Origin of the sequence: Oryzihumus sp., from assembly GCF_036391795.1 — a bacterium.
GTDB lineage: Bacteria > Actinomycetota > Actinomycetes > Actinomycetales > Dermatophilaceae > Oryzihumus.
The window spans coordinates 1-20,831 of sequence record NZ_DASVZH010000210.1; the positions used below are offsets into that span (position 1 = coordinate 1).

At 72.3% G+C, this 20,831-nt stretch carries 22 protein-coding genes, 1 tRNA gene and 1 pseudogene; 10 read left to right on the top strand and 14 right to left on the bottom strand.

The genetic code is table 11. The features are described 5' to 3' along the window. Positions 1–175 precede the first annotated feature (175 nt). Together VF825_RS12975 and VF825_RS12980 are read left to right on the top strand one after the other, a co-directional pair. Positions 176–406, top strand: coding sequence for an integrase core domain-containing protein (locus tag VF825_RS12975; protein ID WP_331113930.1), 231 nt, complete (start codon positions 176–178; stop codon positions 404–406). Between the two features lie 24 nt (positions 407–430). Beyond that, positions 431–694, top strand: a pseudogene (locus tag VF825_RS12980) (hypothetical protein); the annotation flags it as partial. A 39-nt stretch (positions 695–733) separates the two neighbouring features. On the opposite strand, the gene VF825_RS12985 reads toward VF825_RS12980, so the two are convergent. After that, the gene (locus VF825_RS12985; protein WP_331113934.1) at positions 734–2,311 is read right to left on the bottom strand and encodes a helicase HerA-like domain-containing protein; all 1,578 of its coding nucleotides are present in this window, start codon (positions 2,309–2,311) and stop codon (positions 734–736) included. Positions 2,312–2,359: 48 nt separating this feature from the next. On the opposite strand from VF825_RS12985, the gene VF825_RS12990 reads away from it, so the two are divergent. Continuing rightward, the gene (locus tag VF825_RS12990; protein ID WP_331113936.1) at positions 2,360–2,656 is read left to right on the top strand and encodes a type II toxin-antitoxin system VapB family antitoxin; all 297 of its coding nucleotides are present in this window, start codon (positions 2,360–2,362) and stop codon (positions 2,654–2,656) included. Between the two features lie 74 nt (positions 2,657–2,730). Further along, positions 2,731–3,255, top strand: a complete 525-nt coding sequence (locus VF825_RS12995) for a LytR C-terminal domain-containing protein (protein ID WP_331113938.1) — start codon at positions 2,731–2,733, stop codon at positions 3,253–3,255. A gap of 48 nt (positions 3,256–3,303) precedes the next feature. On the opposite strand, the gene VF825_RS13000 is transcribed toward VF825_RS12995, so the two are convergent. The 3 genes from VF825_RS13000 to VF825_RS13010 all read right to left on the bottom strand — a co-directional run bounded on the left by VF825_RS13000 (position 3,304) and on the right by VF825_RS13010 (position 5,515). After that, positions 3,304–4,047, bottom strand: a complete 744-nt coding sequence (locus VF825_RS13000) for a TetR/AcrR family transcriptional regulator (protein WP_331113940.1) — start codon at positions 4,045–4,047, stop codon at positions 3,304–3,306. Positions 4,048–4,056: 9 nt separating this feature from the next. Further along, a complete protein-coding gene (locus VF825_RS13005) occupies positions 4,057–4,425 on the bottom strand; it encodes an SPW repeat protein (protein WP_331113942.1) in 369 nt (122 codons plus the stop codon). 145 nt (positions 4,426–4,570) lie between these two features. Further along, complete coding sequence (locus VF825_RS13010; RefSeq protein ID WP_331113944.1) at positions 4,571–5,515, bottom strand: endonuclease/exonuclease/phosphatase family protein; 945 nt, start codon at positions 5,513–5,515, stop codon at positions 4,571–4,573. 164 nt (positions 5,516–5,679) lie between these two features. On the opposite strand from VF825_RS13010, the gene VF825_RS13015 reads away from it, so the two are divergent. Then, entirely contained in the window at positions 5,680–6,564 is an 885-nt protein-coding gene (locus VF825_RS13015; RefSeq protein WP_331113946.1) for a universal stress protein, read from the top strand. Positions 6,565–6,626: 62 nt separating this feature from the next. Here the strand turns inward: VF825_RS13015 and VF825_RS13020 are convergent, their stop codons facing one another. From VF825_RS13020 to VF825_RS13040, 5 genes are all read right to left on the bottom strand, one after another. Then, the gene (locus tag VF825_RS13020; protein WP_331113948.1) at positions 6,627–6,758 is read right to left on the bottom strand and encodes a hypothetical protein; all 132 of its coding nucleotides are present in this window, start codon (positions 6,756–6,758) and stop codon (positions 6,627–6,629) included. A 215-nt stretch (positions 6,759–6,973) separates the two neighbouring features. Beyond that, positions 6,974–8,008, bottom strand: coding sequence for a DNA polymerase IV (locus VF825_RS13025; protein ID WP_331113950.1), 1,035 nt, complete (start codon positions 8,006–8,008; stop codon positions 6,974–6,976). 45 nt (positions 8,009–8,053) lie between these two features. Continuing rightward, complete coding sequence (locus VF825_RS13030) at positions 8,054–8,527, bottom strand: GyrI-like domain-containing protein (RefSeq protein ID WP_331113952.1); 474 nt, start codon at positions 8,525–8,527, stop codon at positions 8,054–8,056. 1,007 nt (positions 8,528–9,534) lie between these two features. Then, a tRNA-Ser gene (locus tag VF825_RS13035) sits at positions 9,535–9,624 on the bottom strand. 13 nt (positions 9,625–9,637) lie between these two features. Further along, complete coding sequence (locus tag VF825_RS13040) at positions 9,638–10,072, bottom strand: nucleoside deaminase (RefSeq protein WP_331114015.1); 435 nt, start codon at positions 10,070–10,072, stop codon at positions 9,638–9,640. 64 nt (positions 10,073–10,136) lie between these two features. On the opposite strand from VF825_RS13040, the gene upp reads away from it, so the two are divergent. The 4 genes from upp (at position 10,137) to VF825_RS13060 (ending at position 12,614) form a co-directional block, all read left to right on the top strand. After that, positions 10,137–10,775, top strand: coding sequence for a uracil phosphoribosyltransferase (gene upp, locus VF825_RS13045; protein WP_331113954.1), 639 nt, complete (start codon positions 10,137–10,139; stop codon positions 10,773–10,775). A gap of 41 nt (positions 10,776–10,816) precedes the next feature. After that, positions 10,817–11,611 (top strand): HNH endonuclease family protein, encoded by a 795-nt coding sequence (locus VF825_RS13050; protein WP_331113956.1) that lies wholly within the window; start codon positions 10,817–10,819, stop codon positions 11,609–11,611. A gap of 133 nt (positions 11,612–11,744) precedes the next feature. Further along, a complete protein-coding gene (locus VF825_RS13055) occupies positions 11,745–11,915 on the top strand; it encodes a hypothetical protein (RefSeq protein ID WP_331113958.1) in 171 nt (56 codons plus the stop codon). A 3-nt stretch (positions 11,916–11,918) separates the two neighbouring features. Next, positions 11,919–12,614 carry a PH domain-containing protein gene (locus VF825_RS13060; RefSeq protein ID WP_331113960.1) on the top strand — a complete coding sequence of 232 codons (696 nt, stop codon included), beginning with the start codon at positions 11,919–11,921 and terminating at the stop codon, positions 12,612–12,614. Positions 12,615–12,617: 3 nt separating this feature from the next. Here VF825_RS13060 and VF825_RS13065 read toward each other — a convergent pair whose 3' ends face one another. Both VF825_RS13065 and VF825_RS13070 read right to left on the bottom strand, forming a co-directional pair. Further along, the gene (locus VF825_RS13065; RefSeq protein ID WP_331113962.1) at positions 12,618–14,348 is read right to left on the bottom strand and encodes a thiamine pyrophosphate-dependent enzyme; all 1,731 of its coding nucleotides are present in this window, start codon (positions 14,346–14,348) and stop codon (positions 12,618–12,620) included. Between the two features lie 55 nt (positions 14,349–14,403). After that, a complete protein-coding gene (locus tag VF825_RS13070) occupies positions 14,404–15,987 on the bottom strand; it encodes an FMN-binding glutamate synthase family protein (protein WP_331113964.1) in 1,584 nt (527 codons plus the stop codon). Between the two features lie 270 nt (positions 15,988–16,257). Between VF825_RS13070 and VF825_RS13075 the strand changes: the two genes are divergently transcribed. Further along, positions 16,258–17,763: an amino acid permease gene (locus VF825_RS13075; protein ID WP_331113966.1), complete on the top strand. Its 1,506-nt coding sequence runs from the start codon at positions 16,258–16,260 to the stop codon at positions 17,761–17,763. Positions 17,764–17,918: 155 nt separating this feature from the next. Here the strand turns inward: VF825_RS13075 and VF825_RS13080 are convergent, their stop codons facing one another. Genes VF825_RS13080 through VF825_RS13090 form a run of 3 tightly spaced genes read right to left on the bottom strand, consistent with a single transcriptional unit; the run spans position 17,919 to position 20,751 of the window. Then, positions 17,919–19,322, bottom strand: coding sequence for an NAD(P)(+) transhydrogenase (Re/Si-specific) subunit beta (locus tag VF825_RS13080; protein ID WP_331113968.1), 1,404 nt, complete (start codon positions 19,320–19,322; stop codon positions 17,919–17,921). Continuing rightward, positions 19,319–19,630 carry an NAD(P) transhydrogenase subunit alpha gene (locus tag VF825_RS13085; protein WP_331113970.1) on the bottom strand — a complete coding sequence of 104 codons (312 nt, stop codon included), beginning with the start codon at positions 19,628–19,630 and terminating at the stop codon, positions 19,319–19,321. Before VF825_RS13085 ends, VF825_RS13080 begins: the two co-directional genes overlap by 4 nt. After that, the gene (locus VF825_RS13090; RefSeq protein WP_331113972.1) at positions 19,630–20,751 is read right to left on the bottom strand and encodes a Re/Si-specific NAD(P)(+) transhydrogenase subunit alpha; all 1,122 of its coding nucleotides are present in this window, start codon (positions 20,749–20,751) and stop codon (positions 19,630–19,632) included. The genes VF825_RS13085 and VF825_RS13090 overlap by 1 nt, the downstream gene beginning before the upstream one ends. Positions 20,752–20,831: the final 80 nt, after the last annotated feature.

The following is a 20,831-nucleotide window of genomic DNA, read 5'->3' on the forward strand; positions in this document are numbered from 1 at the left end:
ACCGGGAGGTCATCAGCTACGCCGTGGCGGACCGGCAAACCCCGCTGACCGCGATGAGGGCCCTGGACCAGGCCATCCGCGGGCGCCGGCCCCCGCGAGGCTGCGTCATCCACCGGTTGAACCCGGTCAGTTCACCTCCCACGACTGGCTCACCCGCACCCGGGCCGCCGGACTGGTGGCCTCGATCGGTGCCCGCAAGAGCGCGTTGGACAACGCCGCGATGGAGTCCTGGTTCGCCTCCTACAAGACCGAGGAGCTCTACCCCGGCGGCCAGCCCCACACCCGGGCCCAGGCCCGCCAGCGCCTGTTCGCCTACGTCTGGGAGTACAACACCCAGCGCCGGCATTCCTCACTCGGCTACGCCACCCCGCACGGCTATGCCGCACAATCAAGTACCTGTCCGTAAGAACGGGGCAAGACCAACGGGCACCACGTCACCCACTGGGCCAACGGCGGGGCCACCGACGTGGCCAACGCGGCGCTGGTGTGCGGGCGGCACCACACGATCGTGCACCAGCGCGGCTGGACCGCGACCGTCACCGCCACCGGGGGTCACCTGGCACACCTGAGGTCCCCGCCCCGCACCCGGCCCCGGGACGGCCGGGCCGGCGGCATGCCCACCATCCCTTCGCAGCCTTACGCGGGCAGACAGGCAGGCAGCCACGCAGCGAGGCGTTTCAGTCAGGACTGCTGAGGCCCTCCGACGGCAGCCCACGCGACGACGGGCGTGGGGTCAGCGGCGGCGCCGGGCCGTGCCGAACAGGCTGCGGGTGATCTCCCGGCCGATCACCGTGCCGGCCGACCGCAGCACCGACTTGAACATCGGGGACTCCACCACCTGCTCCACCACCGACTCCTGCGGCTTCTCCGCCCTTCGAGGTGAGGGTGCAGGCGCAGGAGCCGACGAAGCGGGAGAGGGCGGCGCCGGCTCCGGCTCGGGCGTGGGCGCCGCTGCCAGCTTGGCCTGCAGCTTCTCGTAGGCCGACTCGCGGTCGAGGGCCACGGCATACCGCGCCTCGAGCGGCGAGGCGGCGATCGTCTGCTGCACCACGTCGTCCGCGGACGGCGCCATCAACGACTGCGGGGCACGCATCCGCGTCCAGGCGACCGGCGTCGGGGCACCCCGCTCGGAGAGCACCGTGACCACGGCCTCGCCCGTGCCGAGCTGGGTGAGCAGCTCCTCCAGGTCGTAGCCGCTGTGCGGGAACGTCGACACCGTCGCCTTGAGCGCCTTGGCGTCGTCGGGAGTGAACGCGCGCAGCGCGTGCTGCACCCGGTTGCCCAGCTGGGCCAGCACCCCCGGCGGGACGTCCTTGGGCGTCTGGGTCACGAAGAACACCCCCACGCCCTTGGACCGGATCAGCCGCACCGTCTGCTCGATCGCGGCGAGGAACGCCTTGCTGGCCCCCTCGAACAACAGGTGCGCCTCGTCGAAGAAGAACACCAGCTTGGGCTTGTCCGGGTCGCCGAGCTCGGGCAGGTCGTGGAACAGGTCGGCGAGCATCCACATGAGGAACGTGGAGAACAGCGCCGGCCGGTCCTGCAACGTCGGCAGCTCCAGGCAGGTGACCATGCCGCGACCGTCGGCGGCCAGCCTCATCAGGTCGGCGGTGTCGAGCTCGGGCTCGCCGAAGAACACGTCCGCACCCTGGTCGGAGAAGGCGATGAGGTCGCGCAGAATCACCCCCGCGGTCGCCGCCGACAGGCCGCCGAGCTCCTTGAGGTCGGCCTTGCCCTCATCGGAGGTGAGGTAGCTGATCACCGCGCGCAGGTCCTTGATGTCCAGCAGCGGCAGGCCGTTCTTGTCGGCGAAATGGAAGACCAGCCCCAGGCTCGACTCCTGGGTGTCGTTGAGCCCGAGCACCTTGGCCAGCAGGGTCGGCCCGAACGAGGTCACGGTCGCCCGCACCGGCACCCCGCGCCCCTGCCCGCCCAGGGAGAGGAACTCCACCGGGTATGCCGTGCCCACCCACTGCTGCCCAACCTCACCCGCGCGTGCGGTGACCTTGTCGTTCGCGACCCCGGCACTCGCCATACCGGAGAGGTCGCCCTTGATGTCGGCGAGGAAGACCGGCACCCCCTGGGCGGACAGCTGCTCGGCCATGAGCTGCAGCGTCTTGGTCTTGCCCGTGCCGGTCGCGCCGGCCACCAGGCCGTGGCGGTTGAGGACGCCGAGCGGGATGCGCACCGGGACGTCGGGGTGGGCGGTGCCATCGGTGACAGCCGCGCCGAGATCGAGGGCCTCGCCGGTGAAGGCGTAGCCGGAGCGGATCGTCTCGAGCTGGCCCTCGGCCGGCGTGCCTGCGCTCACGCTGTGACTGTATCGGCGGCCGACCTGCGGCTCTGCCAAACTGGCCCGGTGATTTTCAAATCCGTCGGCGACGGCCGCCCCTACCCCGAGCACGGGAAGCAGTCCGCGAAGGACTGGTCCGACGTCGCGCCTCGGATGGTGCGCCTCGACGAGCTCGTGACCACCAAGAAGGTCCTCGACCTCGGCCTGCTGCTGGCCGAGGACTCCACGTTCTACGGCGACCTGTTCGCCCACGTGGTGCAGTGGAAGGACACCCTCTACCTCGAGGACGGCCTGCACCGGGCGCTGCGCGCGGCCCTGCACCAGAGGCCGGCCCTGCACGCACGGGTGCTCATCCTCGACTGACCGCCGCCGGTGCTTGACTCCGGGCGCGGGCGCGACATGATCGCCGAGTGGCACCCGACCCTGGGGAGGTGGGCGTGACGGACCTCGACGAGACCGATGTCGCCCTGCCCCGGCGCCGTGGCCGCTGGCGTGCCGCGATCACCCTGACCGTGGTGGTCGTGCTCCTGGTGGGCGCGTTCGCCTACGCCGGGGCGTGGTTCGAGGGCTTGGTCGGCAACCACCCGGCGAAGCCTGCGGCGGCGCCCGCGTGCCCGGCCACCACCACGTCGAGCACGCTCACGCCCGCTGACGTCACGGTCAACATCTACAACACGACCGGCCGCAAGGGCCTGGCCCGCGACACCGCGACCAGGCTGCGCGACTTGGGCTACCTCGTGGCCACCGTGAGCAACGACCCGCTGCACCAGGCCGTCGCCGGCACCGCGCTGGTCCGCTACGGCCCGAGCGGGGCCGAGGCTGCGCGGGTCGCAGCCGGCCTGGTCCGCGGGGCCGCGTTGCAGCGGGACGGGCGGCCGGACTCCTCCGTCGACCTGGTGCTCGGCGCGAAGTTCACCGGGCTGTCCACCTCTCCGGCGGCCACTGCCCCCGCCGGCTGCTGAGCCGCCGGCGTCGAGCCGCCCGGTGTCGAGCGGCCGGGCGACCTGACCTCACGCCAGGCCGAAGCCGACCGCCGGACCGGCCAGGGCCCGGGACACGATGTTGGCCGCCGCAGTCAGGTCGGGCAGCACCCCCGCGAACCGGCGGTGGTCGGCCTCGACGAGCATGAGCGAGACGTAGGTGTCGGCCGCCTGCCGCCGCCGCAGCCGGTCGAGGGTGAACGGGCTGGCCGCGTCGAGCACCTGCTCGGTCAGCTCGACCAGCGCGGTGCGCAGCCGGAACCGGTGCGCCAGGACCTGGGGATGGGAGCCCAGGTCGCGGAACAGGATCGCCCGCAGCACCCGCGACCGCCGGCCGCCGAGGTCCAGCGCCCGGGCCAGCCGCACGAGCGAGCCCGTCAGGTCGCCGCGCTTGGCCACCGAGCCGACCCGGCACAGGGGCTGCTCCGGCAGCCGTTCCGCGATCAGCGCCGCGAGCAGGTCGTCCTTGCGCGGGAAGTAGTAGAAGAGGAGTGCCTTGGCCACCCCGGCCTGCTCGGCGATGCGAGAGGTGGGGGTGGCGTCGAAGCCATGACCAGCGAACAGCTCCTCGGCCGCGTCGAGGATGCGGGTCCGGGCGTCAGCGACGCCTGCGCCCGTCGCACCCGCACCCTCCTCGTGCGGAGCGTGCGCCTCGGAGACGCGCGCCTCGAGGTCTGACGCCTCAACGGCCGGTGGCCCGTCACCCGCGCGCGTGTGTGCTTTCCGGACGCGGTGCCGGGCCCGCCCGGTGCCGTCCGTGCGAGCCCGCACCATGGTTCCCCGCTAGTGCGCCGCAGCCATCCCGCCGCCACGGTGGGCGGAGCGGGTCATCTGCAGGTCACGGGCGCCGACGACGAGGGTGACGATCCCGACGATCCACGACGTCCAGGCGAGGGCTCGGGTGCTGGAGCTGCTGTAGCCCATCACCCAGGGCGCCACGATGAACGCGATCCCGAGCACCGCCAGGGCACCCTCGGAGGACATCATGTCGGGACGGGCCAGGGAGGCGATCGCCACCGCGGCCGTGAGGACTCCGAGGACGACCATGGTCCAGCTCGCCTTGGTCGTGGTCGATGTCCAGATGGGGGACAGGGCCGCGTAGACACCAGCGACGAGCGCGACGAAGTCCTGTGGATGGGTCCACTTCCTCATGCGGACCAACCACCTTCCTTGTGACTGATGGCCCGTCGATCCGAGGCGGACCGGACACCTCCATGGTGCGCCTGCCTGACCGGTCGGTCAACGGTCTGGAGAGGCATCCTGACCTGCAGTTTTTCAAGGTATGCCGGGCGCCCGCTCAGCCCCTCGGTGCCAGCCCCAGCCGGGCCACGAGGGCCTGGTGGTCACTGCCCGGAAGGTCGATCACGGAGGTGTCCCTGACGCCGAACGTGTCGTCGACGAGCACGTGGTCGAGGTGCAGCAGCGCCGGCAGCCGGGGCGACGGGCTGAACGTGCGCAGCAGGCCGCTGCCGGCCAGCTCGGGGGCGTCCCGGAAGCGGGTCCCCATGAGCTCTCGCAGCTCGCTGTTGTCCACCGAGGCGTTGAGGTCGCCGAGCAGCAGGGTCGGGGTGGCGTGGTCGAGTCCGTCGACCGCATCGGTGAGGTCCGCGTAGTCCGCCGCGTACGGTTTGCCTCCGTCCAGCACCACCGCCGCCGGGTGCAGCACGCCGACGACGACGGGTCGACCGCGCAGCCAGATGGTGGCCGTGGGCGTCGGGTTGGAGGTCCTGGACCAGGTCACCGCGGACAGCGGCAGGCGGCTCCACAGGCCCGCGCCGGTGGCGCCCGGCTGCGGCCGGATCGCCCGGTGGCCGAGCTCCCGGTCCAGACCTGCCCGGTGCAGGGCCGCGACCGCCGGGGCGGTGAGCTCCTCGACCGCGAGGACGTCGACGTGGCGGGACCGGACCGCCGCGACCACTGCGGCCGGGTCGGCCTGTCCGAGGGCCAGGTTCGCGGTCATGACGGTGAGCGGGGTCGCGCCCGGAGCCGGGGCCCGGTCCGGCACCCACAGGGGCACGAGCCACGCGATGTTCAGCGCCAGCACCGCCGCGATCGCCGCCGACGCCCGCCACGCGCGCCGCCGCAGGAGGAGGACGAGGGCCACGGCGAGGGGAGGCACGGCATACGGGGTGAGGGACGCGGCCGCAACCAGCACGGGGAGCGCGTGGTCACCGAGGAAGCGCACGACCGTGGGGACGACGAGCACCGCGACCGCCGCCACGACCAGGACCCTGCGCACCATCACTCCGCTCCCCCGACGCCAGGGGTCGGGGGCACATCCTCACCCGGGACGGCCGGCGCGCGGTGGCAGCGCGCCGGGGACCAACGACTCTGGCCGCCTCCGGGCCCCCGGGCGACCGTGGCCGCAGACCGCGAGCAGTCGCGGCGCGAGCCCGGGGAGGCGTGATGGGTCTGGAGTCCGTGCCGCGCGGCAGCATCGTGGTGGGGGTCGACGGCTCCCCACACAGCCACGACGCCATCGCCTGGGGCGCCGCCGAGGCGGTGCGACGCAACCTGCCACTGCACCTCGTGCACGTGATGCCCGAGGAGCGGGGAATGACGTCCGGCCCAGCCGCTGACCCGGACGTGCGGCGCGCCGAGGGGGACGTCGTCGCCCAGGGCTCGATCAGCCGGGCCAGGCTGGCCTCCCCCGACGTGCGCGTCACCGCGCAGGCTCCCGAGGGGTCCGCGGCGGCACTCCTGGTGGAGGCCTCGGAGGTCGCCGACACCATCGTCGTCGGCGCCCGTGGGCGCGGCGCCGGCCGCTCGGCGGTGCTCGGGTCGGTGTCGCAGCAGGTCGCCATGCACGCGGCGTGCCCGGTCGTCATCACCCGGGAGCACGCCAGCCAGGACGGGGCGGGGGCCGGCCGGGTGGTGGTCGGCGTCGACGGGTCGGAGCTGTCGAACGCCGCGATCGAGTACGCCTTCGCGCACGCGTCGATGACCGACGCCGGGCTCACCGTCGTGCATGCCTGGTGGTGGGAGTACGTCGAGGGCGTGCTGGCCGAGTCGCCGTGGGCCGGGGACTGGGAGCAGATCCGCTCCGACGAGGAGATCGTCGTGGCCGAGTCGCTGGCCGGCTGCCGGGAGAAGTACCCCGACGTCGAGGTGGTCGTGCACATCGTCCGCGGCCACCCGGTCCAGCTGCTGGTCGACGAGTCCGCCGGCGCCGACCTGCTGGTGGTGGGCAGCCGCGGGCGTGGCGGCTTCCGGGGGCTGCTGCTCGGCTCGGTCAGCCAGGGCGCGCTGCACCACGCCGGCTGCCCGGTCGCCATCGTGCGCAACCGCTGATCGCCCGGAGCCCGGCGAGCGCCGGAGCGAAGACCTCACCACATCCGGACGTGGTGAAGTCTTCACCCGGTCGCGGGTCGCCGGGTGATGACCCAGTTGATGAGGCCGGGCCAGTCACGGACGACCAGGCCGAGGGTGAGGCCCATGGCCGCCGCGGCGGTGGAGGCGGCGAGGGCGCGCAGGTGGGCGGTCATGGCGACCCCCTTCCGAAGGAACCCCGGGCGGTCGCCCGGGCTGGTGTCACTCAGGCTGCGGCCCGGGGCGGCCTGACGACCACCGACCCTGGGTGTGGGCCGGCCCCACCCCAGGGGTCGACTCGGCGCACGGGGCGACGACCGTCGCGGCTTTCTCGGCCCGTTCCGGCGCCCGAGTCGCAGCGATGACCGTCGCTCCGAGCAGGCCTGGCCGCTCAGGCGCCGGCGAACTCGGCCCGCACCCCCACCAGCCGCACCGGACGGTGGTCGGTGAACAACGCGAGCGCAGCGGCCGCGCCGGCCTCGATCACCGTCGCGTCCAGCGTCGGCCCGGGCAGCGGGTGGCCGTGGGTGTGCGTGGTGAACGGCGCGTAGCGCACCTTGACGGTGACCCGGTCCACCGGCCGCTGCTCGGCGGCCACGTCCTGCGCGACCTGCCGCGCGACCCGCGCCACCTGCTCCCGCACCTCGGCCCAGTCCTCCACGTTGACCTGGAAGGTCACCTCCCGGCTGCGGGACCGGGCCACCCACGGGGTGCCGGTCACCCGGGCCCGGCTCAGCCCTCGGCCCAGGTTGACCAGCCACGGCCCGGTCTTCGGGCCCACCTGCGCGGCGAGCGCCTCGGGGTCGGTCTCCGCCAGCTCCCGCACCGTGGCGATCCCGAGGCCGGCCAAGCGTTTTGCGGTCTTGGCGCCGATGCCCCAGAGCACGTCCGTGGGGCGGTCCCCGAGCAGCTCGAACCAGGAGTCGTGGGTGATCCGGAAGACCCCCGCGGGCTTGCCGAACCCGGTCGCCAGCTTGGCCTGGAGCAGGTTCTGGCCGATGCCGACGCTGCAGTCCAGCCCCGTCGCCTCGCGCACCCGCCGCTGCACCTCGCGGGCCAGCGCCTCCGGGTCCTCGGTGCGCACCCCGAGGAACGCCTCGTCCCAGCCGAGCACCTCGACCACCGCGTCGAACGTGCGCAACGTGTCCATGACCGTGCCGGACGCCGCCTCGTAGACCTCCCGGTCCACCGGGAGGAAGACCGCGTCGGGGCATCGGCGCGCGGCGGTGCGCAGCGGCATACCGGAGTGCACGCCGAAGGCGCGGGCCTCGTAGGAGGCGGTGCTCACGACCCCGCGCTTGCTCGGGTCCCCGTCACCGCCGACGACGACCGGGAGACCGCGCAGCTCGGGTTGGCGCAGCACCTCGACCGCGGCGATGAACTGGTCGAGGTCGACGTGCAGTACCCACCGTGGCGCCGGCTCCATGCCGCGATTGTGGCCCGGGCCGCCGGCGGGCGCGGCCCGAACGCGTCAGTCCTGCGGCGCGAGCGCGCGCAGGACGCAGGGGAAGTAGACCTCCGTGCGCGGGTTGGCCACGCCCGGCTCGTCGAGGTAGCACTCCCACGGCTCCCCGCTGGGGGCCATCCCCTCCGCGACGATCCAGTCCGCAACCGCCCGGTAAGCCGCGCCGAGGTCGCCGTAGTCCCCGACGTGCGTCGTGTGGGCCACCGATCCGCCGGGCAGCGTCGCCGCTTGCACCCGACCGGTCTCCGTGGGCTCTGCGGAGACGGGGAATCCGGCCTCGACGTCCCAGCCGCCGTCCTCGGTCGGCCGGTAGCGGCCGAACGGCGGGCCGGCCGGGTGCAGGCCCTGCTCGCCAACGCTGCTCATCACCTCGCTGAAGGCCTGGCCGAGGAAGTCCCCGATCCCGTCGTGCCCCACGCGTGCCCGGACCACGGCCGCCGGCTGTGCGGGCAGCTCCACCAGGTCGATCTCGTACCCCATGCGGCCAGCCAACCTCCCTCGGCGGGCGGTGGCCACCCCCGAAGGTCCCCTGTGAGCGTGCTGTGCCGCCAGGGTCCTGGCCGCCGCTCGGAGACGAGCCGCGACGCCGCTCCGGCGGCCGTATGCCGCGTTGCCGGGAGTGCCGCCCAGCCAGGCGGATGGCGCCGGGGTGGCGGAGCCGGCTAGTCAGTCCGGGTGGCTGTGGAGCCATATGTCGGCGATGCGGGCGTGTCGATCGCCCGAGGGGTGCAGATTCACTGGGTCAAGGGGGAGTCGACGGCCGACGGCACGGCCTGCCGACGCGCAGCAGCGAGGGGAATCTCGTGACCGAGAACATGCAGCGGCCATCGCCGCGGCCCACGTCCCGACGGCGTGTTGGCCCCGCCGTGGCAGGCTTCGGACCCTTCGTGGCGCTGGGGGCGATGCTCATCCTGACCGTGTCCGCGCCGCCGGCGGTGCTCCTGTGGGTGCTGGCCGCGGGGACCGGGGTCATCGTCATGTCCGTGAGCTCGCTGGCCCGGACGCAACGACGCGGGCTGCACGCACACGCGGGCGGGATGCCGCACTGGCACCGGGCCGGATGGAAGCCGCACACGCACCCGACCCGCGGCGAGAGGATGCGGTCTCGCTGGGACCGGTGGGCTGGCTCTGCAACGGGCGCTGCAACGGACGAGGACACCGACGGAGGCGAGTCCGGTTGGCCGACCTCGGCTTCCGGACACCCCACTCACGACGCCCAGTGAGACTCACGTCCGGCACGCGAGGTCGGTCTTGGGAGTACCCGCCCAGCGCGAAGAGTTGACCACACCCCAGCGTGGTCAACCCTTCACCCAGAGACGTATGTCGGGCCGCCGGCCGACATGGCGGAGGGAGGGGTCGTCGCCCCGCTCCTCCCGGCGGTGGCGGAGGGAGCCGACGTCTCACTGCCGTTCGACGTCTCCCGGCATCCACCCGCCACCGCCAACAGGAAACCCCCGGTCGCAGAGCTCCCGGGGGTTCCAGTTGGTTGGCGGTGGCGGAGGGATTTGAACCCTCGGTGGACTTCCGCCCACAAACGCTTTCGAGGCGTTCTCCTTAGGCCGCTCGGACACGCCACCGCGCGGAAGGTTACTAGAGACGGTGCCCCGCAAAGAAATCGAGCAGCAGCTGCGAGCACTCGGCCTGCCGCACCCCGCCGACGACCTCGACCCGGTGGGTGGCCCTGCGGTCCCGGACCAGGTCCCACACCGACCCGCACGCCCCGGCCTTGGGGTCCCAGGCGCCGAGCACGAGCCGGGCCACCCGTGCCAGCATCAGCGCCCCGGCGCACATCGCGCACGGCTCCAGCGTGACGACCAGCGTGCAGTCCTCCAGCCGCCAGGTGCCGAGCTTGGCCGCGGCCTCCCGCATGGCGACGACCTCGGCGTGGGCCGTCGGGTCGCCCAGCGCCTCGCGCAGGTTGCACCCGCGGCCGATCACCTCTCCGGAGGGCGAGACGACGACGGCACCGACGGGCACATCACCCGAGGCCAGCGACCCTGTGGCGACCGCGAGCGCCTCCCCCATCCACGCGGCATACGCGGGGTCGTGCACTGGACCGCCTCGGAGACTCACACGGTAAGTTTCGCCCATGCGCGTCCACGTTGCCGACCACCCGCTCATCGCCCACAAGCTCACGGCCCTGCGGGACAAGGACACCGACAGCCCGACCTTCCGTCGGCTCGCGGACGAGCTCGTGACGCTGCTGGCCTACGAGGCCACCCGCGACGTGCGCGTCGAGCCGGTCGAGATCGTGACCCCGGTCGCGCCCACCCGCGGGATCAAGCTGGCCTCCCCCAAGCCGCTGGTGGTGCCGATCCTGCGCGCCGGGCTGGGCATGCTCGACGGCATGGTCCGCCTGCTGCCGACCGCCGAGGTGGGCTTCCTCGGCATGGTCCGCAACGAGGAGACGCTCGAGGCGACGACCTACGCCAACCGCCTGCCCGACGACCTGTCCGGCCGCCAGTGCTACGTCCTCGACCCGATGCTGGCCACCGGCGGCACCCTCGCCGCGGCGATCCGCTACCTCGTCGACCTCGGCGCCGACGACATCACCGCGATCACCCTGCTGGCCGCCCCGGAGGGCACGGCCAGGCTCGAGCAGCAGATTCAGGACCTCAAGGTGCCGGTCACCATCGTCACCGGCGCCATGGACGAGCGGCTCAACGAGCACGGCTACATCGTCCCCGGCCTCGGCGACGCCGGCGACCGCCTCTACGGCGTCGTCTGAGCCGGCCCACCCCCAGCCCTCCCTTCGAAGGTCCGATCCTGTTGCGCTCGCGTCGTTCCCGCCTGCCCGCGTCCCTGCTCGCCACCACCGGTATCGCGCTCAGCCTGGCAGGGTGCGTCCCCGCCGCCCGTGCCCTCCCGGACCCGGGCGCCACGACGCCGGCGGTCTCGTCCACGATGGGGTCCGGCGCCGGCGCCCCAAGGGCCGGCTCCGGCAGCGCGGCGGCGGCGCTGAAGACGCTGAAGGTCAAGGGCCGGGCACCCAGGACCGGCTACACCCGCGCGCAGTTCGGGCAGGCGTGGAGCGACGCGGTCGACGTCCCCGGCGGGCACAACGGCTGCGACACCCGGAACGACATCCTGCGTCGGGACCTCACCGGCGAGACCCTCAAGCCCGGCACCCGCGGCTGCGTCGTGCTCACCGGGACGCTGCACGACCCCTACGGCGGGGCCACGATCGCCTTCCGCCGCGGCAACGGCACCAGCACGCTGGTCCAGATCGACCACGTGGTGGCCCTGTCCGACGCCTGGCAGACCGGCGCCGGCCTGTGGAGCGCGACGAAGCGGGCCCAGCTCGGCAACGACCCGCTCAACCTCATGGCGGTCCAGGGCACCCTCAACAGCGCCAAGGGCGGCGGCGACGCGGCCACGTGGATGGTGCCGCGCAAGGCGTTCCGGTGCACCTACGTCGCCCGGCAGGTGGCGGTCAAGGCCCGCTACGGGCTGTGGGTGACCCCTGCCGAGCACGACGCCATGGCCCGGATCCTGGCCACGTGCCCGGGTCAGCCGCTGCCCACCGAGGCCCAGGCCCTCGTCCCGGCGCCCGCCGGGCACTGACCGCGGCGCCGCGAGGCGACGCACGTCACGGCATACCGGAGGGACCTCGACGGCGCGTCAGTGAGCGGTATTTCGTCCGGTTTGACACGATAGGTGCGCTTTACCCACCTGCCGCCGAACAAGGAGTCCCCCCATGGTGCGCGCGAAGAAGGTCCTTGTCTGGGTCCTCGGCGCGTTCGCGGTCTACGCGATCATCACCGCCCCGACCCAGGCCGCCGACATCGTCCACCAGGTGGGCCAGCTGCTCATGCAGGGCTTCGTCAACCTCGGCCACTTCTTCGACGCCCTGCTCGGCAACAAGTAGCCCATGTCGCCACGACCGGGCGGCCGCGGGCTGGAGCGCAACCTTCTCGACGGCGAGCGCATCGTGGTGGCGATGCACCAGCACTGGGCCAAGGTGGCCGAACCGGTGGCCTCGGTGCTCGCGGCCCTGGTGGTCGTGACCTGGCTCGACACCGAGCTGCCGCGCGGAGCCGGGCTCTTCGCCGACCTCATCTGGTGGGCGTGGTTCGCCGTGCTCGGCCGGACCCTGTGGCGGCTGGCGAACTGGCGCCACGACTGGTTCGTCGCCACCGACAAGCGGCTGCTGCTGACCTACGGCCTGTTCACCAACAAGGTGGCGATGATGCCGCTGCTCAAGGTGACCGACATGACCTACAGCCGGTCCCTGGTGGGGCGCGTGATGGGCTACGGGCAGTTCGTCATGGAGAGTGCGGGACAGCACCAGGCGCTCAAGCGGGTCAGCTACGTGCCGCACCCGAACCGCACCTACCGGGCGATCTGTGCCGAGCTGTTCGGGGTCGAGGACGCCGAGGTGGACGAGCTCGCCGAGACGGTCGAGCTGCCCGACCCGGACGTGCCGCTGCACCGGCCGATCCACCGTCCCGCCCACCGCCCCGGCGACGACTACTCGCGCGGCATCCCCGTCCACGCCCCGGCCCCGCGCCGACACGCCGACCCCGGCGACGACACCGGGCCGATCAACCTGCTCTCCGGGGACTGATCCTCACTCGTCACCGGCGCTGACCAGGGTCTCCTTGAGCTTGGCGACGGCGAAGCCCCAGCCCTGGCTGAGCTTCGGCTTGGGGGGCACCGCGATCTCCTCGGGGTTGGTCAGGACGTCCAGCAGGACCGGGCCGGGGGTGGCGAGCGCGACCCGCACCGCCTCGTCGACCTGGTCCGCCTCGGTGACCCGCACCCCGGTCAGCCCCACGGCGCGAGCGACCGCCGCGAAGTCGGGGTTGTCCAGCACGGTGCCGAACTCCGGCAGGCCGCCCTGCTCCTGCTCGAGCTTGACCATGCCGAGCCGGCCGTTGTCGAACACCACGAGCTTGACCGGCAGGTTGTGGCTCACCGCGGTGATGAGGTCGCCCATGAGCATCGACAGGCCGCCGTCGCCACAGAACGCCACGACCTGCCGCTCCCGGTCCAGGGCCGCGGCCCCGAGCGCCTGAGGCATCGCGTTGGCCATCGAGCCGAGGTTGAAGGAGCCGAGCAGCCGGCGCGACCCACGCATCCGCACGAACCGGCTCAGCCACACGGTCGCCATGCCGGTGTCGGAGGTGAAGACCGCGTCGTCGGCGGCGTGCCGGTCGATCGCGGCCGCGAGCACCTCCGGTCGGATCCGCTCCTCGGGGTTGTCCAGCTTGCGTCGCAACAGCCCCTTGGGGGTGCGGTCGTATGCCGGGTCGGCCAGCCGCGCCTGCCGCTCCTGCCAGTCGGTGAAGGTCTTGCGGGCGGCGTCGAGGTGGCTGCGGTCCGGCTTGGCCGCGACCCGCTGGGTCAGCGCCCGCACCGTCGGCGCGGCGTGCCCGACGAGCGGGAGGTCGACCGGGATCCGCCGGCCGATGTGCTCGGGGCGCACCTCGAGCTGGATGACGGTCTTGCCCTCCGGGTAGAACTCCCGGTACGGGAAGTCGGTGCCGACCATGAGCAGGACGTCACCACCGTCAAGGGCCTGCTGGGCCGCGGGGTTGCCGATGAGCCCGGACTGGCCCACCTCGTAAGGGTTCTCGTGCTCCAGGCCCTCCTTGGCCTTGAGCGTCAGCACCATCGGCGCGCCCAGCCGCTCGGCCAGGGCGAGCACCTCCTCGCGGGCACCGCGGGCCCCCTGGCCGACGAGCATCGTCACCGCGCCGGCCCCGTCGAGCAGCTCGACCGCCCGGTCCAGGGCGTCCGGCGCCGGCACGGTCTCGGGGTGCTGGTCGACGAACCGCGGCACCGCCGTGTGCTTGGGCAGGTCCAGGCCGCCGACGTCACCGGGCAGGGTCAGCACCGCCACGCCCTGCCGGGTCAGCGCCGCATTGACCGCCTGCTCGACCATCGCGGGGATCTGCTCGACGCTGGTGACGGTCCGGCTGAACTCGGCCACGTCGCTGAACAGCGCGTCGTTGTCGACCTCCTGGAAGAAGTCGCTGCCCAGCTCGGCCAGCGGCACCTGGCCACAGACCGCGAGGACGGGCGCGTGGGACTTCTTCGCGTCATACAGGCCGTTGAGCAGGTGGACCGAGCCCGGGCCGACCGTGCCCATGCACACCCCGAGCCGGCCGGTGAGCTGAGCCTGCGCCGCGGCGGCGAAGGCGCCGACCTCCTCGTGGCGCACCCCGACCCACTCCAGCCGCTCCTCGCGGCGGATCGCGTCGGTGACGGGGTTGAGGGCGTCCCCGACCACGCCCCAGATGGTCTTCACGCCGTGGTCGGCGAGGGCCTGGACCAGCAGCTCGGCAACGGTGGTCATGTCGTCTCCTTCGGTCGGGCGGGGGGTCAGACGTGCGGGTCGAGCGCGCGGTCGGTCAGGGCAGGAAGCGGTCGGGGTCGGCCCGCTCCCAGTCCGCCAGCCACGACTCCGGCGGCTGCTCCACCAGCTGCCCCGGACGCAGGTGGTCAAACAGCTGGTCGTAGCCGACGGTCGTGGTGTGGTCGATGCGCCGGCGCAGCATGTGCGGGCGCAGCTCGTGCGGGCCGTGCAGCCCCATGGACGCGATGACCTGGGTCGCCTCGGCCACGGTGGCGTCGTGGAACCGGTGCACGCGCTCGGTCTTGTCCCCGACGTCGAGGGCGCGCATGCGTCGCGGGTCCTGGGTGGTGACGCCGACCGGGCAGGTGTTGGTGTGGCAGCGCTGGGCCTGGATGCAGCCGGTCGCCATCATCATCGCCCGGGCCGCGTTGGTGTAGTCCGCGCCCTGGATGAGTCGCTTGACGATGTCGACGCCCGTGGACACCTTGCCGCTGGCGCCGACCCGGACCCGGTCGCGCAGCCCGGCGCCGACGAGGGCGTTGTGCACGGTGAGCAGGCCCTCGGTCAGCGGGCTGCCGACGTGGTCCTCGTACTCCAGCGGCGCAGCACCGGTGCCGCCTTCGGCCCCGTCGACGATGATGAAGTCCGGGGTGATGCCCTCGGCGAGCATCGCCTTGCAGATGGCCAGCACGTCGGTGCGCGAGCCCACGCACAGCTTGAACCCGGCCGGCTTGCCGCCGGCCAGCTCGCGCATCCGGGCGATGAACTGCACCAGCTCGCGCGGGGTCGAGAAGACCCGGTGGTACGGCGGGGAGACGCACTTCTCGCCCTGCGGCACGTTGCGGGCCTCGGCGATCTCCTTGCTGACCTTGGCCGCCGGGAGCACGCCGCCGATCCCGGGCTTGGCACCCTGGCTCAGCTTGAGCGAGACCATCTTCACGTGGTCGTGGGCGGCCTTGTCGCGGAACATGTCCGGGTCGAAGTCGCCCTCCTTGGTCCGGGCGCCGAAGTAGCCGCTGCCGATCTCCCAGACCAGGTCGCCGCCGTGCTCGAGGTGGTACTTCGTCAGGCCGCCCTCGCCCGTGTCGTGGGCGAAGCCGCCCTTCGCCGCCCCGGCGTTGAGCGCCAGGATCGCGTTGGCGCTCAACGCCCCGAAGCTCATCGCCGAGACGTTGAGCAGCGACATGTCATAGGGCTTCGTGCAGTCGGGGCCGCCGATCCGGACCCGGTGCGGGTGCTCGGGCGTGTCGACGGGGCGGCTGGAGTGGACGAGGTACTCGTAGCCGATGGCGTTGACGTCGCGCTCGGTGCCGAACGCCTGCTCGCCGTGGATGCCCTTGGCCCGCTCGTAGATGATCGAGCGCGTGTCCCGGTCGTAGGGTCGGCCGTCGAAGTTGCGCTCGATGAAGTACTGCTGCAGCTCGGGGCGGATCCCCTCGAGCAGGAAGCGCATGTGCCCCAGGACCGGGTAGTTGCGCAGGATCGAGTGGCGCCGCTGGGTCAGGTCCCAGATCCCCAGCACCAGCAGGAGGGCGAACACGGCGAGCAGCGCCCACCAGCCGGGGCCGCCGAGGACGGCGGCGAGCGTGACGAGCGCGCCGGTGACGAGCACCGAGGCGCCGAGGAAGAACCGCAGCATGGGACCTGCTCTCTGTCGCGGGCGGGAACCGCCCCCACCTGCCGGTGGTGGCACCGTCGCGAGCAGGTCTACCGCACGGACCTGTCCGTTGCAGGTCGGTGCCGCACGACCCGGCGCGCCGTCCACGGGTCAAGACAGCCGTCCAGCATGCGGTCTACGACAAAAGGATGATTTCGACCTCGGCAGCATGGGCGATCCCTGTGCCGCGGGTCTATGGTGACCAGCGCTGTACACAGGGCAGGGACAGGTCACTCACAAGGAGCAGCAAGTATGAGTGTGTTGCGCACCAAGACGATCGAGCAGTCGATCGCCGAGACCGACGAAGAGGGGCACCAGCTCAAGAAGCGGCTCAGCGCGCTGGACCTCACGGTCTTCGGCATCGGCGTGATCATCGGCGCGGGCATCTTCACCGTCACCGGCAAGGCGGCGGCGCAGTACGCCGGGCCGGCCATCGTCATCTCGTTCGTCATCGGCGCGATCTGCTGTGGCCTGGCGGCCCTGTGCTACGCCGAGTTCGCCTCGACCGTGCCGGTCTCCGGCTCGGCGTACACGTTCTCCTACGCCTCCCTCGGCGAGCTCGTCGCCTGGATCATCGGCTGGGACCTCCTGCTCGAGCTGATGCTCGGCGCCAGCGTCGTGTCCCAGGGCTGGTCCGAGTACGCCGAGCTCTTCCTGGGCAAGATCGGCATCACGTGGCCGGCCTCGGTCGCGCCGGGCTCGCACTTCGACCTGCTGGCCTTCCTGCTCGTCGCCGCGCTCACCACGCTGATCGCCATCGGCATCAAGGAGTCGATGCGGGTCAACCTGGTCCTCGTCGGGCTCAAGCTCTTCATCGTGCTGTTCGTGATCTTCGCGGGCATCGGCTACGTCAAGACCTCGAACTACACCCCGTTCATCCCGCCGTCGGTCAAGGGCCAGTCCTCCAGCGGCCTCGGCGCCCCGCTCATCCAGCTGCTGTTCGGCTTCCAGCCGGCCACGTTCGGCGTGCTGGGCATTGTCGCCGGTGCCTCGATCGTCTTCTTCGCCTACATCGGCTTCGACGTCGTGGCGACCACCGCCGAGGAGGCCAGGAACCCCCAGCGCGACCTGCCCCGGGGCATCATCGCCTCGCTGGCGATCTGCACGGTCCTCTACATCGCCGTCGCCCTCGTCATCACCGGCATGGTGCGCTACGACAAGATCGACGAGAAGGCAGCGCTGGCCAGCGCGTTCGCCTCGGTCGGCAAGGGCGGGTTCGCCACGATCATCGCCGCCGGCGCCGTCGCCGGCCTGACCACCGTCGTCATGACGCTGATGATCGGCGCGACCCGCGTCGTGTTCGCGATGAGCCGCGACTGGCTGCTGCCCAAGCGCCTGGCCAAGGTCAACCACAAGACCGGCACCCCGCTGACCATCACCATCGTCATCGGCACCGCCGTGGCGCTGATCGCCTCGATCACGCCGATCGGCAAGCTCGAGGAGATGGTCAACATCGGGACGCTCGCGGCGTTCACCCTGGTGTCCATCGCGATCCCGCTGCTGCGCAAGCGCCGCCCCGACCTCAAGCGGGCGTTCAAGGTGCCGGGCAACCCGGTCGTGCCGATCTTCGCCGCCCTGGTCTGCTCCTACCTGATGCTCAACCTCAGCGTGGAGACCTGGCTGCGGTTCGTCATCTGGATGGTCCTCGGCTTCGGCGTGTACTTCCTCTACTCCCGCCGCAACAGCCGCCTCGAGGTGGCCGACCAGGAGGGCGTGGACGCGATGGAGCTCGGCGAGACCGCGGGCAACCGGGCCTGACCGACAGCCCACACCCCGCACCGTCGGGTATGCCGCGCCGGGACTCCCGGCGCGGCATACCTGTCTCTGGGGTTGGAAGGGAACCCCCCCGAGGTCGACGAAACCCACACCTCCCGGCGCGGGAGATGTGGGTTCCTTCGACCTCGCGGGTGGGGTCAGAGACCCTTGACGCTGGCGACGACCTTGGTCAGCGACTCCTTGGCGTCGCCGAACAGCAGCGTCGTCTTGGGGTCGTAGAGCAGCTCGTTCTCGATGCCGGCGAAGCCGGGGCGCATCGAGCGCTTGAGGAAGACGACCTGCTGGGCCTGGGCGACCTCGAGGATCGGCATGCCGTAGATCGGGGCGCCCGGCGTCGTCTTGGCCGCCGGGTTGACCACGTCGTTGGCGCCGACGACGAGGGCGACGTCGGTGGTGGCGAACTGCGGGTTGACCTCGTCCATCTCCTTGAGCGACTCGTAGGGCACGTTGGCCTCGGCGAGCAGGACGTTCATGTGGCCCGGCATCCGGCCGGCGACCGGGTGGATGCCGTAGAGCACCTCGACGCCACGGGCCTCGAGCAGCTCGGCCAGCTCGCGGATCGTGTGCTGCGCCTGGGCAACCGCGAGGCCGTAGCCGGGGACGATGATGACCTTGCGGGCGTAGCCGAGCAGGATCGCGACGTCCTCCGGTGAGCCCGAGCGCACCGGCCGCTCCTCGCCCGGGCCGGCGGGACCGGCCGCCTTCTGGCGGAACGCGCCGAACAGGATCGAGGCCAGGCTCCGACCCATCGCCGCGGCCATGAGCCGGGTGAGGATGGTGCCGCTGGCGCCGACGAGCGTGCCGGCGACGAGGAGCAGGACGTTGTCGAGGACGTAGCCGCTCGCTGCGACGGTCAGGCCGGTGAACGCGTTGAGCAGCGAGATGACGATCGGCACGTCGGCGCCGCCGACCGGCAGCACGAACAGGACGCCGACGAGCATCGACACCAGCGCCAGGGCGATGACGAGCAGGCCGTTGACCCCGCCGTTGCGCAGGTCCACGACGATCGCGACGGCGAGCGCCACCGCGACCGTGAGGCTGCCGCCGAAGACAACGGGGCCTCCGGGGAAGGTGACCGGGCGGGTGGTCATCATCTCCTGCAGCTTGGCGAAGGTGACCACCGAGCCGGCGAAGGACACCGCACCGACGAGGACGGTGAAGGCGCCCGCCGCGGCCGCGACGTATGCCGTGCCGCTCGCCCCCTCCATCCGGGTCAGCTCCAGCCCGGCGACCAGCGCCGCGGCGGCACCGCCGACGCCGTTGAACAGGGCGACGAGCTGCGGCATCTGGGTCATCGCCACCCGGCGCGCGGCGGGGACGCCGAGCGCGGTGCCGACGACGATGGCCAGCAGGATGAGCAGCACGTGCTTGAGGTCGGTGGACAGGAACGCCACGAGCACCGCGAGCACCGCACCGGCGGCGCCGATGAGGTTGCCCCGCCGGGCCGAGGCCGGGGAGGACAGGCCCTTGAGCGCGAGGATGAAGCAGATCGCGGCGACGAGGTAGCCCAGCGAGGTCCAGGTGGTGGGCAGCAGGCTCATCGGCCGGCCTCCTGCGAGGCGGCGGGGCGCTGGCCGCGACCCTTGAACATCTCGAGCATCCGGTCGGTGACCACGAAGCCACCGACCATGTTGATCGTGGCCAGGACGACCGCGAGCAGCCCCAGGACCAGCCCCAGGGTCGACGTCGTCTGCCCGGTGACGATGATCGCGCCGACGAGGATGACGCCGTGGATCGCGTTGGCGCCGCTCATCAATGGTGTGTGCAGCGTCGTCGACACCTTGGAGACCACCTCGAAGCCGACGAACACCGCCAGCACGAAGATCGTCAGCAGGGTGATGCCGTCCATCAGTCCTCCAGGAGAGCAGCGGTCGGGGCGTGGCGGACCACGCCGTCGTGCACGATGCAGGCGCCGGCGAGCACCTCGTCGTCGAGGTCGAGCGTGAAGCCCTCCTCGGACAGGCCGAGGGTGAGCAGGTTGACGATGTTGCGGGCGTAGAGCCGGGAGGCGTCCACCGGCATCGCCGAGGCGGGGTCGGCCATGCCGTAGACCCGGACCCCGCCGACCAGGACCTCTTCTCCCGCAACGGATCCCTCGACGTTGCCGCCGCTCTCGGCGGCGAGGTCGACGACGACGGAACCGGCCGGCATACCGGCGAGCATGTCCTTGGTGACCAGCTGCGGCGCGGGCCGTCCGGGCACCGCGGCGGTGGTGATGATGACGTCGGACTTGCTGATGAAGGGAGTCAGCGCCTCCTGCTGGCGGCGGGCGCGGTCCTCGGTCAGCTCGCGGGCGTAGCCGCCGGCGCCCTCGACGGCGTCGAGCCCGAGGTCGAGGAACGTCGCACCCATCGACTTCACCTCGTCGGCCGAGGACGGGCGCACGTCGTAGGCCTCGACCACGGCGCCGAGCCGGCGGGCCGTGGCGATGGCCTGCAGCCCGGCGACGCCGGCGCCGAGGACGAGCACCTTGGCCGGCGGGACGGTGCCCGCGGCGGTCATGAAGAGGGGGAAGAACCGGGGCAGCCGCATGGCCGCCTCGAGCGCGCAGCGGTAGCCGGCGACCAGCGCCTGCGAGGTGAGCGCGTCCATGGACTGTGCGCGCGAGATGCGCGGCACGAGCTCCATGGCCAGCGCGCTGATCCCGTTGTCGCGCAACGCCTGTATGCCGGGCAGCTCTCCCGCGCCGGTGACGAACCCGACCGTGGTGCTCCCCCGCCTGAGCCGGGCGACCTGTTCGGGCAGCAGGGGACGGACGTGCGCCACGAGGTCTGCCTCGGCGAGGACGTCACCGTCGACCACCTCGGCACCGGCAGCGCGGTAGGCCTCGTCGGAGGCAAGGGCGGCGGCACCGGCCCCGGACTCGACGCGGACGGAAAGCCCCTGCGCGGTCAGCGTGGCAACGGCGTCAGGAGTGAGGGCGACCCGGCGCTCTCCGCGCCGGGTCTCTGCAGGAACGGCCACCAACATGAGGCGAACCTAGGGCCTGCGGGTGTCCACTGGGCAGACTTCCGGCTCACATTCTGGTCGTGAGTGCGGTCACGTGCCGG